The sequence below is a fragment of the Streptococcus sp. SO4 genome (assembly GCF_030440055.1).
Taxonomy (GTDB): Bacteria; Bacillota; Bacilli; order Lactobacillales; family Streptococcaceae; genus Streptococcus; species Streptococcus nidrosiense.
The window spans coordinates 229,324-245,047 of record NZ_JAQFJI010000001.1 but is presented as its reverse complement, the minus strand read 5'-3'; the positions used below and the strand labels follow the sequence as shown (position 1 = coordinate 245,047).

At 39.9% G+C, this 15,724-nt stretch carries 19 protein-coding genes and 1 pseudogene; 3 read left to right on the top strand and 17 right to left on the bottom strand.

Annotated features, from left to right (window positions below):
- Positions 1 to 70: 70 nt before the first annotated feature.
- The 5 genes and pseudogenes from PCY08_RS01145 to PCY08_RS01125 form a co-directional block, all read right to left on the bottom strand.
- Positions 71 to 814, bottom strand: coding sequence for an amino acid ABC transporter ATP-binding protein (locus PCY08_RS01145; protein ID WP_045762917.1), 744 nt, complete (start codon positions 812 to 814; stop codon positions 71 to 73).
- Complete coding sequence (locus PCY08_RS01140) at positions 814 to 1,614, bottom strand: amino acid ABC transporter permease (RefSeq protein WP_301559165.1); 801 nt, start codon at positions 1,612 to 1,614, stop codon at positions 814 to 816. Before PCY08_RS01140 ends, PCY08_RS01145 begins: the two co-directional genes overlap by 1 nt.
- A gap of 156 nt (positions 1,615 to 1,770) precedes the next feature.
- A complete protein-coding gene (locus tag PCY08_RS01135) occupies positions 1,771 to 2,127 on the bottom strand; it encodes a Spx/MgsR family RNA polymerase-binding regulatory protein (RefSeq protein WP_223339217.1) in 357 nt (118 codons plus the stop codon).
- A 15-nt stretch (positions 2,128 to 2,142) separates the two neighbouring features.
- Positions 2,143 to 2,631, bottom strand: a pseudogene (locus tag PCY08_RS01130) (methylated-DNA--[protein]-cysteine S-methyltransferase); the annotation flags it as partial.
- A gap of 13 nt (positions 2,632 to 2,644) precedes the next feature.
- Positions 2,645 to 3,145 carry a GNAT family N-acetyltransferase gene (locus tag PCY08_RS01125; RefSeq protein WP_301559164.1) on the bottom strand — a complete coding sequence of 167 codons (501 nt, stop codon included), beginning with the start codon at positions 3,143 to 3,145 and terminating at the stop codon, positions 2,645 to 2,647.
- Between the two features lie 134 nt (positions 3,146 to 3,279).
- Between PCY08_RS01125 and PCY08_RS01120 the strand changes: the two genes are divergently transcribed.
- Positions 3,280 to 3,735 carry a DUF1836 domain-containing protein gene (locus PCY08_RS01120; RefSeq protein WP_301559163.1) on the top strand — a complete coding sequence of 152 codons (456 nt, stop codon included), beginning with the start codon at positions 3,280 to 3,282 and terminating at the stop codon, positions 3,733 to 3,735.
- Positions 3,725 to 4,372 carry a hemolysin III family protein gene (locus tag PCY08_RS01115; RefSeq protein WP_001097751.1) on the top strand — a complete coding sequence of 216 codons (648 nt, stop codon included), beginning with the start codon at positions 3,725 to 3,727 and terminating at the stop codon, positions 4,370 to 4,372. Before PCY08_RS01120 ends, PCY08_RS01115 begins: the two co-directional genes overlap by 11 nt.
- Positions 4,373 to 4,401: 29 nt before the next feature.
- On the opposite strand, the gene pdxT is transcribed toward PCY08_RS01115, so the two are convergent.
- The 6 genes from pdxT to PCY08_RS01085 all read right to left on the bottom strand — a co-directional run bounded on the left by pdxT (position 4,402) and on the right by PCY08_RS01085 (position 8,269).
- The gene (gene pdxT, locus PCY08_RS01110; RefSeq protein ID WP_301559162.1) at positions 4,402 to 4,974 is read right to left on the bottom strand and encodes a pyridoxal 5'-phosphate synthase glutaminase subunit PdxT; all 573 of its coding nucleotides are present in this window, start codon (positions 4,972 to 4,974) and stop codon (positions 4,402 to 4,404) included.
- Positions 4,975 to 5,850, bottom strand: coding sequence for a pyridoxal 5'-phosphate synthase lyase subunit PdxS (gene pdxS, locus PCY08_RS01105; RefSeq protein WP_045615501.1), 876 nt, complete (start codon positions 5,848 to 5,850; stop codon positions 4,975 to 4,977).
- Positions 5,851 to 5,987: 137 nt separating this feature from the next.
- Positions 5,988 to 6,620, bottom strand: a complete 633-nt coding sequence (locus PCY08_RS01100) for a Pr6Pr family membrane protein (protein WP_301559161.1) — start codon at positions 6,618 to 6,620, stop codon at positions 5,988 to 5,990.
- Positions 6,621 to 6,622: 2 nt separating this feature from the next.
- Positions 6,623 to 6,961, bottom strand: coding sequence for a zinc ribbon domain-containing protein YjdM (locus PCY08_RS01095; RefSeq protein WP_045762909.1), 339 nt, complete (start codon positions 6,959 to 6,961; stop codon positions 6,623 to 6,625).
- Between the two features lie 139 nt (positions 6,962 to 7,100).
- Complete coding sequence (cmk, locus tag PCY08_RS01090) at positions 7,101 to 7,772, bottom strand: (d)CMP kinase (protein WP_301559160.1); 672 nt, start codon at positions 7,770 to 7,772, stop codon at positions 7,101 to 7,103.
- An 8-nt stretch (positions 7,773 to 7,780) separates the two neighbouring features.
- Complete coding sequence (locus PCY08_RS01085; RefSeq protein ID WP_000410178.1) at positions 7,781 to 8,269, bottom strand: SAG1386/EF1546 family surface-associated protein; 489 nt, start codon at positions 8,267 to 8,269, stop codon at positions 7,781 to 7,783.
- A 45-nt stretch (positions 8,270 to 8,314) separates the two neighbouring features.
- On the opposite strand from PCY08_RS01085, the gene PCY08_RS01080 reads away from it, so the two are divergent.
- Positions 8,315 to 8,512: a ferredoxin gene (locus PCY08_RS01080; protein ID WP_301559159.1), complete on the top strand. Its 198-nt coding sequence runs from the start codon at positions 8,315 to 8,317 to the stop codon at positions 8,510 to 8,512.
- Between the two features lie 105 nt (positions 8,513 to 8,617).
- On the opposite strand, the gene PCY08_RS01075 is transcribed toward PCY08_RS01080, so the two are convergent.
- The 6 genes from PCY08_RS01075 to PCY08_RS01050 form a co-directional block, all read right to left on the bottom strand.
- Positions 8,618 to 9,565, bottom strand: a complete 948-nt coding sequence (locus tag PCY08_RS01075) for a glycosyltransferase family 2 protein (protein WP_301559158.1) — start codon at positions 9,563 to 9,565, stop codon at positions 8,618 to 8,620.
- Positions 9,549 to 10,568, bottom strand: a complete 1,020-nt coding sequence (galE, locus tag PCY08_RS01070) for a UDP-glucose 4-epimerase GalE (RefSeq protein ID WP_301559157.1) — start codon at positions 10,566 to 10,568, stop codon at positions 9,549 to 9,551. The genes PCY08_RS01075 and galE overlap by 17 nt, the downstream gene beginning before the upstream one ends.
- A 103-nt stretch (positions 10,569 to 10,671) precedes the next feature.
- On the bottom strand, positions 10,672 to 11,769 hold the full coding sequence (locus tag PCY08_RS01065; RefSeq protein ID WP_301559156.1) for an FAD-binding oxidoreductase: 1,098 nt from the start codon (positions 11,767 to 11,769) through the stop codon (positions 10,672 to 10,674).
- A 16-nt stretch (positions 11,770 to 11,785) separates the two neighbouring features.
- Positions 11,786 to 12,583, bottom strand: a complete 798-nt coding sequence (locus tag PCY08_RS01060) for a Nif3-like dinuclear metal center hexameric protein (protein WP_301559155.1) — start codon at positions 12,581 to 12,583, stop codon at positions 11,786 to 11,788.
- Positions 12,570 to 13,247: a tRNA (adenine(22)-N(1))-methyltransferase TrmK gene (locus PCY08_RS01055; protein WP_301559154.1), complete on the bottom strand. Its 678-nt coding sequence runs from the start codon at positions 13,245 to 13,247 to the stop codon at positions 12,570 to 12,572. Before PCY08_RS01055 ends, PCY08_RS01060 begins: the two co-directional genes overlap by 14 nt.
- Before the next feature lie 101 nt (positions 13,248 to 13,348).
- Positions 13,349 to 15,685, bottom strand: coding sequence for a cation-translocating P-type ATPase (locus PCY08_RS01050; protein ID WP_301559153.1), 2,337 nt, complete (start codon positions 15,683 to 15,685; stop codon positions 13,349 to 13,351).
- Between the last annotated feature and the right edge of the window lie 39 nt (positions 15,686 to 15,724).

The following is a 15,724-nucleotide window of genomic DNA, read 5'->3' as shown; positions in this document are numbered from 1 at the left end:
CATTTCTATTAATTTTAAAGAGCAAACCCAGTTAGCCTAGCCAACTGAGTCTTTCTTATCTTCTATTATATCAAATATAGGTCCGTTTGTAACTAGCAAAGAATTCTTTTGTTCGTTCTTCTTTAGGATGATTGATAATCTCATCTGGTGTTCCAGACTCAATAATCTTTCCTTTATCCAAGAATAAAACCTTATCAGCTACTTGAGAAACAAAGGACATATCGTGACTGACCAAAATCATAGTTTGACCAGATTTGGCAGCATTAGCAATAGATCGTTCTACCTCACCAACCAATTCTGGATCAAGGGCTGAAGTAGGTTCATCCAAGAGCAAGATTGCTGGCTTCATGGCTAAAGCACGCGCCAAAGCTACCCGTTGTTTTTGTCCACCTGATAAGTGGCGAGGATAGTGCTGTTGACGATCTGAAAGACCAACTTTAGCCAACTCTTCTTTGGCAATCTTAGTTGCTTCTTCGTCGGAAAGTTTTTTAACAACTACCAAACCTTCCTTGACATTATCTAAGGCTGTTCTACGCTCGAATAAATTAAATTGTTGAAATACCATGGACAACTTACGACGAAGAGTCAAGATTTCATCTTGAGTAATTTGAGAAAAGTCGACTTTAAAGTCATCAATCTGAATGCTTCCACTATCAGGTGTTTCCAGATAATTTAGGCTACGAAGAAAGGTAGATTTTCCTGCTCCAGATGAACCAATCAAAGCCACTACTTCCCCTTTTTGAATATCTAAATTCAGATGATCCAAGACGGTTTGACCTGAAAAGGATTTGCTTAAATTTGAAATCTTAATCATTAGCGAAGGTCTCCTTTCACATCTGTTTTCACATTATCTGGTGCTTCGATGGCCATTTTTCTCTCAATGAAGCGACCAAGATTTTCAATAGCAATATTTACCACCCAGTATACAAGAGCAACTGAGATGAAACGTTCGAAGTAACGGTAGTCTGCACCACCCAAAATCTGAGCTTGGGCAAAGACTTCTACAACACCCGCACTAAAGGCTAGGGAAGTTCCCTTGGTCAATCCAATGAGGGAGTTAATCAAGGTTGGAGTCGCTACTACCGCTGCATTTGGAATAATCACACGACGGTAAACTTGTGCACGTGTCATTCCAAGACTACGAGCGGCTTCAATCTCTCCAGGATTAACCGAAAGAATAGCGGCACGGATAGTTTCACTAGCGTAAGCTGCTTCGTTAAAGGCAAAAGCTACAATGGCAAAAGCTGCAGCCGGAATCGCATTGATATTAAAAGCAGTTCCCCATTGTTGATTCAACGCTTTTAATGCTAGAGGAATTCCATAGTAAGTCAACATCAGCTGCACTAGGATTGGTGTCCCTTTTAAGAAACTAACAAAGAATGCTTGTAATGGATAAAGAATTCTAACGCGATTAATTTTTACAATAGCAAAAACCAAGGCCAAGATGATACCAAAAAAAGCACCAAATACTGTCAACATCAATGTTGTTGGCAATTGTTGTACAATTCTTGGAATCCCATCAAAGACAGAACGAAAACTAAACAGTTTACCGTCTGGAATATACTGCATCAAGTTTTGGTACCAATCTGATGCTAAAAGTGTTGTATCATTCATAGAAACATCCTCTCCTGATAATGAATCATTCTATCATACTTCTGCCTAGATTTAAAATATTTGCTACGTGCAGAAGAGACTTTGTCTACCTACTAGTTTATCATACTTTAAAAGTGTGAGGTTATATATTTTACCTATCAAGGAGATAGAAAAAAACTATTTCAAATCCAAGTTATCGTAGGTTTTACGATAGCCGATTTGTTTAACAACACCATTCTCCACTAATATTGGACGTTTTAATAACATACCATCACTCGCCAAGAGTTTGGCTGCTTCTTTATTGGATAAAGTCCCAACCTTATCTTTTAAACCCAGTTCACGGTATTTAATCCCACTGGTATTGAAAAATTGCTTCAACTCAAATCCAGAAGTTTCAAGCCAGTTCAGAATGATCATTTCACTTGGAGTTTCTTCTACAATATGAACATCTTTATATTCTAGTCCAAGTTGATCTAACTCCTTTTTTGCTTTCTTACAAGTTGTACATTTTGGGTATTCGATAAATTCTAACATTTTCTTTTCTTTCTGTTCTTTATTCTCTTGAAATGCTGCACCTTCATGCTTTAAGAGCCAAGCCTTCTTGTCAATTCCTGAAGCATAGCCTGTTAAACGATTACCAGCACCTAATACGCGGTGACAAGGTACTAGGATTGACCAAGGGTTGCGCCCCACAGCACCTCCGATTGCCTGAGCCGAAGCTATCTGCAAATCCTTAGCTATCTGTCCATAAGTAACTGTCTGACCAAAAGGAATTTCCCGCAAGTAGTTCCAAACTCTTTTTTCAAAGTCACTACCAACAGAAGCCAAAGGTAACTGAGACAAATCTTGATTTTGTCCTTTAAAATAAGCATCTAAATAGCTAGCAATCTGATTTAAGATGGGATGACTTTTCACCTCAACTAGATTACACACCGACAAACCTCGCTCAAAATGGCTCTGTGCTTCAACCCATATTCCAAACAGATAGCGATCATCTGCTACCAAAGATAAGATCCCAATCGGAGACTTGTACAGCATCTTTGCATACTTTTTAGACATTCGATTTTAATTTTTGATAGGCCAAACGTTCCCCATCTACTGGAACTTTACCGACCGGTTTAAAACCAAGCTTTTCAAAGATATGTTGCATGGCCTTGTTTTTAGCATGTGTATCTGAACGAAAATCTAGGTAATCAAAGCCTTCAATCAAGCCTTCCAAGAAGGTCTGGGCAACACCTTGGCCTTGGACATCTCTAGAAACCGCAATCCGGTGAAATACAAGGTATTCTGGTTCTCTTCCTTCCCAACTTCCATCATAAATGGCTTCATAAGCTCTTTCTGGACTTTTAGTCACTGCTGCATAGGCTAAAAGTTCTCCTTCGTCCAAGGCTACATAAGCCTGACCAGAGATGATATCTTCAATAATCGTGTCAGCATTTGGGTAACCATTTTGCCATTGGGTGCTACCAGCTTCCACCAAGCATTTTTTAGCTTCCTCAATCACCTGCATAATTGCATCTACTTCGTTTGGAAAGGCTAAACGAATTTCCATCTTATCTCCTCTTTTCTGACTAGTTTCTCTCATCATAGCATAATTTAAGGCTTTCTACAAGCAGTTAAAACTTGACTTTTGATTTCTATTATTTTATAATCTAGTTATTAAAACTAGATAAACAGGAGTTGGAAATGAAATCTACTTTTTCCTACCCAGAATGGGACGAAATTCCAAACATTGATCTCTATTTGGACCAGATCCTACTTTATGTAAATAAAGTTTGTTCCCCTATTTCTCTTGCTAAAGAGAAAGGTTTAACTGCATCAATGGTGAACAACTATGTCAAACACGGCTATATCAGCAAACCTGAAAAGAAAAAATACCAACGCAAACAAATCGCCCGATTGATTGCTATCACAACGCTCAAGTCTGTTTTTTCAATCCAGGAAATTGCTCAAACCCTTAATACCCTACACACAGAGACTAACTCAGAAGAGCTTTACAACGCTTTTGTGGACTACATGAACGAAGACATTGACCCAGCCAATCCTATTATCCAAGCAAGTTGCCAAACGGTTAAACTCTATCATCAGACACTTGCTCTTGTCTATACAGAAAATGAAGAGGAGGAAACAAATGAATACTAGTTTTAAACTTAGCAAGCGCCTTAGTTTTGGAGAAGAGATAGCAAACAGTGTCACCCATGCTGTAGGGGCACTTATCATGCTGATTTTGCTCCCTATCTCATCGACATATAGTTATGAAGCTCATGGATTTTTATCATCGATTGGGGTGTCGATTTTCGTTATTAGTCTCTTTCTCATGTTCCTCTCATCGACCATCTATCATTCTATGGCTTATGGTTCCACTCATAAGTATGTCTTGCGCATTATCGACCATTCCATGATTTATGTTGCGATTGCAGGTTCTTATACTCCTGTCGTTTTGACCTTGATGAATAACTGGTTTGGTTACCTGATTATTGCTATCCAGTGGGGAACAACTATTTTTGGTATTCTTTATAAAATCTTTGCCAAAAAAGTCAATGAAAAATTTAGTCTAATTCTCTACTTAATCATGGGTTGGTTAGTTGTGGCTATCCTACCAGCAATCATCAGTCAAACAAATCCAATCTTTTGGACTCTTATGGTATCAGGTGGGCTTTGCTATACAGTTGGTGCTGGATTTTACGCTAAGAAGAAACCTTACTTCCACATGATCTGGCATCTCTTCATCCTAGCAGCTTCAGCTCTCCAATACATTGCCATTGTTTATTACATGTAAAAATAGGCCGGGAAAATCCCGACCTATTTTTATTTGCACATATTGATAAAGTATTGATGCAAGCGAAGATCATTTGTCAATTCAGGATGAAAGGAAGTCACTAGCATATTCTTTTCTTGAGCAGCAACGATTTGATGATTCACTACTGCAAGAACATCAACACCCTTACCAACTTCACTAATAATAGGTCCACGGATAAAGGTCATGGGAATCTTGCCAACACCCTTGCAGTCTGCTTCAGTATAAAAGCTTCCTAGCTGACGTCCATAGGCATTGCGCTCTACTACTATATCCATAGTCGCTAGATGACTTTCCTCTTGAGAAGTGATTTGTCTCGCTAGCAAAATCAAACCGGCACAAGTCCCAAAGACTGGTAAGCCATTGAGAATAGCTTCTCTTAGAGGAAGTAGCATATTCTGGTCACGTAGGAGTTTTCCCATAGCTGTCGACTCACCTCCAGGTAAAATCAATCCTGACAGATTACTCTGATGCTGCTGAAAATCTCCTAGGTTTCGCAGTTCAATACTTTCTACTCCTAGTTTGGCAAGGACTTTCTCATGCTCTACAAAGGCACCTTGCAAGGCTAATATTCCGATTTTCATCTATTTTCCTCGCTCAGCCATGAGAATTTGGATTTCATTCTCATTGATACCAACCATGGCTTCTCCCAAATCTTCTGAGATTTCAGCTAAAATTTGAGGATTTTGATAGTTTGTGACTGCCTTGACAATGGCTGCTGCACGTTTAACAGGATCACCTGACTTGAAAATCCCTGAGCCAACAAAGACTCCTTCCGCACCAAGCTGCATCATAAGAGCTGCATCTGCTGGTGTTGCCACACCTCCAGCTGCAAAGTTGACAACTGGTAATTTCCCATGTTCGTGGACGTATTGAACTAATTCTACAGGGACTTGGAGTTCTTTTGCTGCGACATAGAGTTCATCTTCACGGAGATTTTGGATGCGACGGATTTCTTGATTCATCATGCGCATATGACGAACAGCCTGAACGATGTCTCCTGTTCCTGGCTCTCCTTTTGTACGGATCATCGATGCTCCTTCAGCAATACGACGCAAGGCTTCACCCAAGTCTTTTGCACCACAAACAAAAGGAACTTGGAATTCTTTCTTGTCCACATGGAAACGATCGTCAGCTGGAGATAACACCTCACTCTCATCGATATAGTCAATCTCGATGGCTTCTAAAATCTGTGCTTCAACAAAATGCCCAATTCGAACCTTGGCCATAACTGGAATGCTGACTGCTTCTTGGATTTCCTTGATCATCTTAGGGTCGCTCATGCGAGAGACACCACCAGCTGCACGAATATCCGCTGGGATTCGCTCCAAGGCCATAACCGCTGCTGCACCTGCAGCCTCCGCAATTCTTGCTTGTTCAGGATTTTGAACATCCATGATGACGCCACCTTTAAGCATCTGTGCCAAATTTTTATTTAATTCATAACGATTTTCAGTCATTTTCTCTTCCTCAATAGTTGTATTGGTAGCTACAATTTTATTTTAAGGTAGAAATGACTCAAGAACAAGATAAAAAAAATCGATTTGTCCGGGTACAATTATATCAATCATCAAAAAAGTACCCATATAAGGTACTCTTATTTCTTAGATTTTTTAATGTTTTTAACAAGATAAAACAGATATCCTGAAACCATATAGGCAACAAAGATAGTAGCTGCCCATTTAAAGACAAAGCCCCAACCATGTTTGGTAGCATTCAAAAAGAAATAAGGGAAGGGACTATCCTTAGCATTAGGGACATCCATCTTTAGAACAAAACCGTTTAAGAGGGCAAAAATCATATAAAGCAAAGGAAGGCTAGTCCAAAGCATGGGATCAACCAACTTATATTGGCGACTCTTGTCAAAAATAATTGTATCTGCTAAAAACCAGAGAGGGACAATATAATGGCAAAGGAAATTTTCCAAACGGTAAAAATCTGTCGTCAAAGGAGCTAGCATGAAATGATAGATGACACAGGTAATCATGATACTCATGGTGACACCACCTTTGAGACGTAGAATTCCTGAACTTTGCCAACTATCACCGCCACTGCGCATCTTTAACAAAAGATAACCTGTAAAGATGACAACCAAAAGGTTGGAAAGGACTGTATAGTAAAGCAACATCCCTAAACCACCACGTTTGGTAATTTCCAGATAGACCCCTGTAAATGCTGCGAAAAATAAGAGAGTCCGACTGAAAAAAATTATTTTATTCCAAGTAGTCATGATTAGATCTTTTTAACAAATTCTGATTTTAATTTCATAGCACCAAATCCATCAATCTTACAATCGATGTTGTGGTCACCTTCAACAATACGGATGTTTTTAACACGTGTCCCTTGCTTAAGGTCTTTTGGAGCACCTTTTACCTTAAGGTCTTTGATCAAGGTTACTGTATCACCGTCAGCCAATTTATTTCCATTAGCGTCGATAGCAACAAGGCCTTCTTCAACCTCAGCTTGCTCAGCAGGATTCCATTCATAAGCACACTCTGGGCAGACTAGCAAGGCTCCGTCTTCATAGACATATTCTGAATTACATTTTGGGCAATTTGGTAGATTGTTCATTTTATCTCCTTCTATTCTCATGATGGTTTGATTGTCAAATTTTCGTTAACAAAATCTATTATACCTTAAAATTAAAAATTTGACAAATTGCTAAAAAACCGACTAACCACTATCGTGGTCAATCGGTTAAAAATTTCAATTAAAAATGTTTGAATGCTTCTGATTTAATTTTTTCGACAACTTCTAAAATACTTAGCCCTGTTGTGTCCAAATAGATTGCATCATCAGCCTGCTTAAGAGGAGAGGTTTCACGATGACTATCTTTATAATCACGCGCAGCAATCTCTTCTTTCAAAGTTTCCAAATCTGTTTCGATCCCCTTTGAAAGATTTTCCTTATAACGTCGTTCTGCACGTTCATCCACTGAAGCAACAAGAAAAATCTTCAATTCAGCCTTAGGCAAGACCACTGTACCAATATCTCGACCATCCATGACGATTCCACCTTGTTGGGCAATTTCTTGTTGAAGGGCTACCAATTTTTCACGAATAGCTGGAATGGCTGCAAAAGCAGATACAGCATTAGTTACTTCATTTTCTCGAATTGGATTTGTCACATCAACATCTCCAACAAAAACAAGCTGTTCTCCTGTTTCAGCACGACCAAAGCTAATCGGATATTGTTCCAATAATTCAAGAAGTCGAGAAGACTCTTCTGGACTTACTTGGTTGTTCAAAGCGATGTAAGTCGCAGCACGATACATGGCACCTGTATCCAAGTAGGTATATCCAAAGTCCTTAGCGATAATCTTAGCTACTGTACTCTTCCCACTGGATGCTGGTCCATCAATGGCAATCTGAATTGTTTTCATTCTAACTCCTATCTTGTCTTAAGGACATCACCAGGATTTGCAAACCAAGTACCTGAAGACATATGACCAGGGTTCAAGGCTTCAAGTTGAGCAATAGAAATGCCTGCTCTAGCTGCAATAGCTGCCTCACCTTCACCTGCAAGGACAGTAATGGTTCCTTCAGCATTTGTATGTTCCTCTGAACTACTTGAAGAAGTTGATTCTGCTTCAGAACTTGATGCTTCAACTGAACTACTTGAAGATGTTGAAGATACTTCCTCTACCTTAGGCGCAGAAGAATCATGAAAATCTTTCAAGGCTGCCGTACGATCACTTCCACCAGATGACAGGTAGATTAGAATAGCAATCATTCCGACAACGATAACAAAGAAAATACAAGCCAAAATCGTTAAAATACGATTAGCTCCTACTCCTGATTCCTTATTTCCTCTGCTTCTGCGTTCCGAACGACTTTCCTCGATATCGTAAATATCTTCTTGCCATGGTTCCTTTTCCATACCTTACTCCTTGTTTTTTTTCTAATTTCTTATTACAATATAAATATGAAAATCACACTTATACCTGAACGATGCATTGCCTGTGGGCTATGCCAAACCTATTCTGATTTATTTGATTACCATGATAATGGTATTGTGCGTTTCTATGATAATCCTAATCTACTAGAGAGAGACGTCCCAGCTAGTGAAGAGCTACTGGAAGCTGTGAAACAGTGTCCCACTCGCGCGCTCATCAAAGATTAATTTGTCATCAGTGGCGATTCGATTTCCAAATCCCACTTCCTCTAGTTTAGCATATTTTTCCAGAAAATTATAGTCTTTTGAAGGACTTATTTTTAGTAAATCTTATCATGACTCACTCTGTTCTTTTATCAGATAGAGGGGTCTTTTTTTCGTTTCCATATAAATTTTACTGATATATTTTCCGAGAATCCCAATCGTCAATAATTGGACACCACCAAGAAATAGAATGACAGCCATCAGAGAGGTCCAACCAGAAGTTGGATTGCCCAGTACGAGAGTACGAACAACTACAAACAATGTCATCACCAAAGCCAGAAAACACGACGAAAGACCAGCAACAAAAGCTAATATCAAAGGAAAATCTGAAAAATTCACAATCCCTTCAATAGAGTAGAAAAAGAGTTGTCTAAAACTCCAACTTGTCTTACCTGCCTGCCTTTCAACATTAGGATACTCTAGATAGTGAGTACGGAAACCAACCCAGGCAAAGAGTCCTTTGGAAAAGCGATTGTATTCTGTCAATTCCAACACTGCATCCACAACGGATCTTCTCATCATCCGAAAATCACGGACACCCGATGGAAGAGCTACTGGGCTAATTTTTTGCATAAAACGATAAAAAAGATCGGCGCAGAAACTACGTAAAAAGGGTTCACCCTCTCGACTAGTTCTCCGAGTTCCCACACAGTCCAAATCTGGATTCTGATCTAGTAGTCCTTTCATCTCAAGCAAGAGGCTTGGTGGATCCTGAAGGTCTGCATCCATAACCACCACCAAATTTCCTGTTGCTTGTTGTAAACCTGCATATATGGCCGCTTCCTTCCCAAAATTTCGCGAGAAAGAGATATAATGTACTGCAGGATTTTTCTCTCGATAAACCTTTAGAACGTCCAAAGTCTTATCAGTCGAACCATCATCTACAAAAATGTATTCGATTTCTGTTTCCAAATCTGGGATCAGTGTTTCAAGAGTTTGATAAAAAAGAGGAAGTACTTCCTCTTCGTTTAAACATGGGACTATGATTGAAATCATCATCTTAGTCTTCAAATCCATTTGGATGCTTGCTTTGCCAACGCCATGCGTCTTCACACATTTCTGTAATACCAAGTTCTGCTTCCCATCCTAGCTCTTCCTTAGCTTTTGCTGGATCTGAGTAGCAAGCTGCGATATCACCCGGACGACGTTCAACGATACGGTAAGGAATTGGACGTCCGACTGCTTTTTCCATATTTTGGATAATTTCAAGCACAGAGTAACCTTTTCCTGTACCAAGGTTGTATATGTTTAGACCTGAACCTTTTTGAAGCTTCTTAAGGGCTGCAACATGTCCTTTTGCTAGGTCAACAACGTGGATATAGTCACGTACACCTGTTCCATCTTCAGTATCGTAGTCATCCCCAAATACTTGAACTTGTTCCAACTTACCAACTGCGACTTGTGTAACATATGGAAGAAGGTTATTTGGAATACCGTTTGGATTTTCACCCAAATCACCACTCTTATGTGCACCAATTGGGTTGAAGTAACGAAGTAAAACAACGTTCCATTCTGAATCAGCTTTATAGATATCTGTCAAGATTTCTTCAAGCATTAGCTTGGTACGACCATAAGGGTTAGTAGCTGAAAGTGGGAAATCTTCTAAGATTGGGACTGTATGAGGATCTCCATAAACAGTTGCTGATGAACTGAAGATGATATTCTTACAGTTTGTCTCCTCCATAACTTTCAAGAGACTGACAGTTCCAGCGATATTGTTATCATAGTAGGCAAGAGGGATACGTGTAGATTCCCCTACAGCCTTCAAACCAGCAAAATGGATGACGCCTGTTGGTTCTTCATGTTTGAAAATATCACGAAGTGTTTCCGTATCACGAATATCAGCTTCGTAAAAAGGAATTTCTACCCCAGTGATTCTTTCGACTACTTCAAGACTTTTACGACTACTATTTACCAAATTATCCACGACAACTACTTGGTGTCCAGCTTGGACCAGTTCGATGACGGTGTGAGTTCCGATAAAACCAGCTCCACCCGTTACCAGAATTTTTTCTTGCATTTTTTTTCCTCAATTCTTGGATTATTTTTTTCATTTTACCATTTTTGATAGGGAAAGTCATTTACTTTCCTAAGACTATCGTAAAATCTAAGTAAAAGATTTACTATTGTTTCTTTTTAATGTATCTTTCAGTCGGATAATCTGCTGGATTTAATACTCCACTTCTCCCCTGAAGCATTTGGACTAGATGATAACCGATTATGGGACCAGTCGTTAACCCTGAAGATCCTAAACCGCTCGCTGTATAGACTCCTGATAAGTTTGGAACCTGTCCGAAAAATGGAGAAAAATCACTTGTATAAGCACGAATCCCAACACGTTCTCCAGATAAAATTGCCTCAGCCAGGGCTGTATAAAATGGACTCGCCGCCTCCGCCATTCGTTGGAGCAAATTCTCATCAACTGTTAGGTCAAATCCCATATCATTTTCATGGGTAGCTCCTAGAGATAACTTACCGCCGGGAAATGGTATCAAATCCCACTCACCTTCCGGCATAACAACAGGGTAATCTCCCATGTCTTGTTCCACTTGGTAATCTCGGAGTTGCCCCTTTTGAGGACGAACATCAACCTCATAGCCTAAAGGCTCCAAAATGTGTCCAAGCCAAGCTCCTGTGGACAAGATAACTTGGTCAAACATTTGATTGTCTATTTGATAACCCGAAGCTAAGGGTTTTAGACTGACCTCTTTCTTTACGACCTTCACTTGACTGGCTTCCAGTAATCGATTCACTAGGAGTTGCCCATCTACTCGAGCTCCACCAGAAGCATAGAGTAAACGTTCAAATCCCTCTAGACCGGGAAATAAATTACTAGCAGACGCTTGGTCCAAAATGGCTAATTCTCCAATCAAGGGAGATTCATCTCTACGTTGCAAGGCTAGTTCATAGAGTTCTTCCAGTTTAGACTCATCCTTTTTGAGAAGGAAGACTCCTGAGCGCTGGTAGAAATCAACTTGTTGACCAGTTTTTTCTAAATCAGCTAATAAATCTACATAAAAGTCTGCTCCTAGGCGAGCCATCTTGTACCAAGCTTTATTACGTCGTTTAGAGAACCAAGGACTGATGATTCCTGCCGCTGCCTTGGTAGCTTGTCCGTACCCATGATCAAAGACAGTTACTTCGACATCTGCTTCCTTAGAGAGATAGTAGGCAGCTGTTGCCCCTACAATTCCTGCTCCTACAATGGCAACTTTTTTCATTGTCTTTACCTTCTAACTAGATATGATGGAATGGATTGGTAGAAGCCTGACTTGCGACTACTTCTAGCGACCAAGCATTCTCTTCCTTCCATTCGTTCAAGAGCGCTGCAATTCTTTCCACAAAAAGCACTTCGATATAGTGTCCCGGATCTAGAGCTAACAAACCATCTGACAGCATATCTTGGGCAGTATGATAATAAATATCACCAGTGATATAAAGATCTGCTCCTTTTGCTAAAGCATCAGAATAGAAAGATTGCCCACTGCCACCACAGATAGCAACTCTTGAGATTGTTTTTTGCAAATCAGTCTCTTGATAATACACCATACGAAGGCTATCTAGACCAAAGACTTCCTTAACATGGTCAGCAAATTCCTTAAATTTTTGAGGTCTAATAGTTCCAATACGGCCAATCCCACGTTCAGGACCTGTTTCCTGTATATAGGTTGTATCTTTAATATCTAACAGTTGGCAGAACCAGTCATTGAGACCATTTTCAACAATATCAATATTAGTATGACTGACGTAGACGGCGATATCGTGCTTGATGAGATTGATATAAATCTGATTTTGAGGACGACTAGCTACCAAGTCCTTAATCGGACGAAAGATAGGGGCGTGCTTAACGATAATCAAATCAACACCCTTTTCAATAGCTTCAGCGACTGTCTCTTCACGGATATCAAGAGCGACCATGACCTTTTGAATTTCCTTATCTAAGGTTCCAATTTGCAGTCCACGACTATCGCCTTCCATAGAAAATTCTTGAGGGCAATAGGCTTCATAACGCTTAATCACTTCACTTGCTTTCATGGAGCACCTCCTTGATGGCTTGAATTTTATCTGCTAGAACTTGACGTTCTTCTTGATTTTTTTCTGGAATTTGACTAAGGGCAAACTCAAGCTTGCTGACTTCTTTTTGCCATTTTTGGATGAAGATTGGACTAACTTCTTTAGACAAGAATGGGCCAAAGCGGACATCAGTTGCTGATAGATTCATTTCGCCAGCTTCTGTAACTATAATCTCGTAGAATTTTCCAGCTTCTTCTAGGATACTTTCTGCTATGATTTGAAAACCATGCTCTTGTAACCAAGAACGCAACTCATCTTCACGATTATTCGGTTGAAGAATCAAACGCTCAACAGTAGCAAGTTTGTCTAATCCGTCTTCCAAAATCGTAGCAATCAAACGGCCACCCATTCCAGCAATAGTGATAACAGAGACCTGGTCAGCCTCTTCAAAAGCAGCCAAACCATTTGCTAGGCGAACCTGAATTTTCTCAGTCAAACCATGACTTTCAACATTTTTGACTGCAGATTGATAGGGACCTTCTACTACCTCTCCTGCAATGGCACGATCGATGTGACCTTTTTCAACCAATTCAATGGGTAGATAAGCATGATCACTCCCGACGTCCAGTAAAACGGCTCCTTGAGGTACAAAAGAAGCTACCATTTCTAATCTCTTCGAAATCATTTTCTCTCACTTTCCAAAAGTCTATTTCTCTTTATTATACCATATTTTGTCTAGCAATCCTGTACCTAAAAAAGACCGCAATCAAGGATTGCAGCCTTTCTTTATCTTCTAGCTTGATAACGACTTGTCAGGATGAAAATCACAGTAAAGATGAGCATCATGATGCCATAGACAGGTAATGTTTGTCCTGTCAGTGTTGAAATTTCAAGTAGTTTTTGGATTCTTGGGAATAGAGCCGTTCCAAGGAAGCCACCAACCGACCAAATAATCAAGAGAATACGCCACAGACTAAATGGCAAACAAGCTCTAACTACTGATAAGAAGCCAATTGAGGCTAGTAGATAATACAGAAGTGTCGAAATTTCAATCGCTGACCAACCTTGACTTGTTCCAAAAATTTTAACAAAGAGAACACTAAAGACTACCATCAAGGCACTTGGTAGTGCACGGATCATGGATTTTCTGAGGAAGTTTTGTTCCACAGGTTTGATATTTCGTTCAAAAGTTAATACAAACGGTGGGAATCCTTCCACAAACTGGTCAATCATAGTTATCTGAATCGGAATGAATGGGAAAATCAAAATCCATTCAGTACGTCCCAACAAAGCACTGGCAATACAGATAACTGCTAGCAAGAAGGAATAGATTGTCTTAATCAAGAAAATCGGAGCAATGTGGGCAATGTTATTGACCACACGACGACCTTCGAAGAGAATCTCAGGAACATCATTGAAATCTGAATTCAAGAGGACCAGATTTGCAATCTGACGAGTTGCTGGGTCTCCTTCAGCCATAACAATGGAACAGTCTGCCTCACGGAGAGCTAGAATATCATTGACACCATCCCCTGTCATTGCTGTAGTATGTCCTGCTTTTTTCAGAGTTTGGATGATGAGTTTCTTTTGATGAGGTGAAACACGTCCGAAAATAGCTGTTTCCTCAGCCATGGCTATCAATTCTTCATCATTAATTTTCGAACAATCTACATAGCTCTGATAGTCTGCAAAACCTGCTTTTTGAGCAATACTTGAAACAGTGACTGGATTATCACCAGAGATAATTTTCAAGCCCACTTCCTGAGAACGAAGATAGTCTAGAGTTTCAGCTGCCCCTTCTCGGATTGGATCTAGAATTTCAAGCAAAGCCAAGGCTTGCATATCCGATGGTTTCTGTGGCTTGTGGTGGTCAAGTTTTTCTTGACTAAGAGCCAGAACTAAGACACGAGATCCTCGTTCAAGAGCTTCTCTAGCCTCAGGAACTTCAGCATTCAACAACATCTCAGGTGCACCCAGGAAAACAGTTCCGAGACCTTCCAACTCCATTGCTCCCCATTTACGATCGCTTGAAAATGGAAGATTAGAAATCATCGGATAAGTTACTTGACCTTGAAAACGTTGACGAATAGCTTGTGCTGTTGGGTTCTTATCTTCACTGTTTGCCATATAGCTGGTTAGTATGTCAGCAATAGCATTTTGATCATAAACTTGAGTAAGAGGAAGGACAGTCTCAACCTGCATCTTCCCTTGGGTGATGGTACCTGTCTTATCCAAGCAGAGCATATCCACGCGCGCCAAGGTCTCAACTGAATACATCTCCTGTACCAAGACCTTTTTCAAACCAAGCTTGATAACAGCGGTTAAAAGAGAGGTAATGGTCAAGAGGGCAATCCCCTTAGGCAACATTCCCAAAAGAGCTGTAGATGAATTCACTACAGAAGACTTCAGTGGTAAACCTTTCAAGACCAAAGCTTCAAGCAAGAGGGCAATTCCAAATGGAATGATGATTTTACCCGTAAAACCTGCTAGCTGGTCTAGCGATTTCATGATACGTGAGTTGATGGGTTTAACTGTCTTAGCTTCAAGCATGAGTTTGGCTGCATAGTTATCTGCTCCTACATGATGAACCTGAGCGAGGACAGAACCACTGGCAAGAAAACTACCGGACAGCATTAAGTCTTCTACTTCTTTTTGCACCAAGTCGCTCTCGCCCGTTAACATGGCTTCATTGACTTCTGCAAAGCCTTCTAATACAATCGCATCACTTGGAATTTGATCCCCTGCAGACAAGCGAATCACATCATCCAAAACAAGCTCTTCAGGGTCTAAAGCAATCTCTTGTCCATCACGAATAGTCGTAATCTTTTCTTTATTTAAGAGATTGAGTTTATCAACCATATGCTTGGCACGTAGCTCGGTTACAATTCCTGAAAAAGCATTGAAACAGATAACTGCAAAGAAAACCAAGTTGCTCCAGGCTTGAACAAAAGCGAGCGCTAATGCAATAGCAAAGTTTAAAGCATTGAAGAGAGTAAAAACATTTCGTTTTACAATCTGCCAAGTACTGGTACTAGCTGATGCTTTGAAATCATTGACCTGTCCCTGTTTCTGACGTTCTTTAACTTCTGATTGGCTTAAGCCTATAATTTTATTTTTATCCATAAATTCTATCATATCATTTTTTTAAAAATAATTCTAATT

Bases quoted from the DNA above. Each gene is read 5' to 3' on its own strand.
- PCY08_RS01055 (WP_301559154.1), bottom strand. From the start codon at position 13,247: ATGATTTCGAAGAGATTAGAAATGGTAGCTTCTTTTGTACCTCAAGGA.
- PCY08_RS01095 (WP_045762909.1), bottom strand. From the start codon at position 6,961: ATGAACAATCTACCAAATTGCCCAAAATGTAATTCAGAATATGTCTAT.
- PCY08_RS01145 (WP_045762917.1), bottom strand. From the start codon at position 814: ATGATTAAGATTTCAAATTTAAGCAAATCCTTTTCAGGTCAAACCGTC.
- PCY08_RS01065 (WP_301559156.1), bottom strand. From the start codon at position 11,769: ATGAAAAAAGTTGCCATTGTAGGAGCAGGAATTGTAGGGGCAACAGCT.
- PCY08_RS01135 (WP_223339217.1), bottom strand. From the start codon at position 2,127: ATGTTAGAATTTATCGAATACCCAAAATGTACAACTTGTAAGAAAGCA.
- PCY08_RS01075 (WP_301559158.1), bottom strand. From the start codon at position 9,565: ATGGATTTGAAGACTAAGATGATGATTTCAATCATAGTCCCATGTTTA.
- PCY08_RS01100 (WP_301559161.1), bottom strand. From the start codon at position 6,620: ATGACTACTTGGAATAAAATAATTTTTTTCAGTCGGACTCTCTTATTT.
- PCY08_RS01140 (WP_301559165.1), bottom strand. From the start codon at position 1,614: ATGAATGATACAACACTTTTAGCATCAGATTGGTACCAAAACTTGATG.
- PCY08_RS01085 (WP_000410178.1), bottom strand. From the start codon at position 8,269: ATGGAAAAGGAACCATGGCAAGAAGATATTTACGATATCGAGGAAAGT.
- pdxS (WP_045615501.1), bottom strand. From the start codon at position 5,850: ATGACTGAAAATCGTTATGAATTAAATAAAAATTTGGCACAGATGCTT.
- cmk (WP_301559160.1), bottom strand. From the start codon at position 7,772: ATGAAAACAATTCAGATTGCCATTGATGGACCAGCATCCAGTGGGAAG.
- PCY08_RS01125 (WP_301559164.1), bottom strand. From the start codon at position 3,145: ATGGAAATTCGTTTAGCCTTTCCAAACGAAGTAGATGCAATTATGCAG.
- galE (WP_301559157.1), bottom strand. From the start codon at position 10,568: ATGCAAGAAAAAATTCTGGTAACGGGTGGAGCTGGTTTTATCGGAACT.
- PCY08_RS01120 (WP_301559163.1), top strand. From the start codon at position 3,280: ATGAAATCTACTTTTTCCTACCCAGAATGGGACGAAATTCCAAACATT.
- pdxT (WP_301559162.1), bottom strand. From the start codon at position 4,974: ATGAAAATCGGAATATTAGCCTTGCAAGGTGCCTTTGTAGAGCATGAG.
- PCY08_RS01115 (WP_001097751.1), top strand. From the start codon at position 3,725: ATGAATACTAGTTTTAAACTTAGCAAGCGCCTTAGTTTTGGAGAAGAG.
- PCY08_RS01080 (WP_301559159.1), top strand. From the start codon at position 8,315: ATGAAAATCACACTTATACCTGAACGATGCATTGCCTGTGGGCTATGC.
- PCY08_RS01060 (WP_301559155.1), bottom strand. From the start codon at position 12,583: ATGAAAGCAAGTGAAGTGATTAAGCGTTATGAAGCCTATTGCCCTCAA.
- PCY08_RS01050 (WP_301559153.1), bottom strand. From the start codon at position 15,685: ATGGATAAAAATAAAATTATAGGCTTAAGCCAATCAGAAGTTAAAGAA.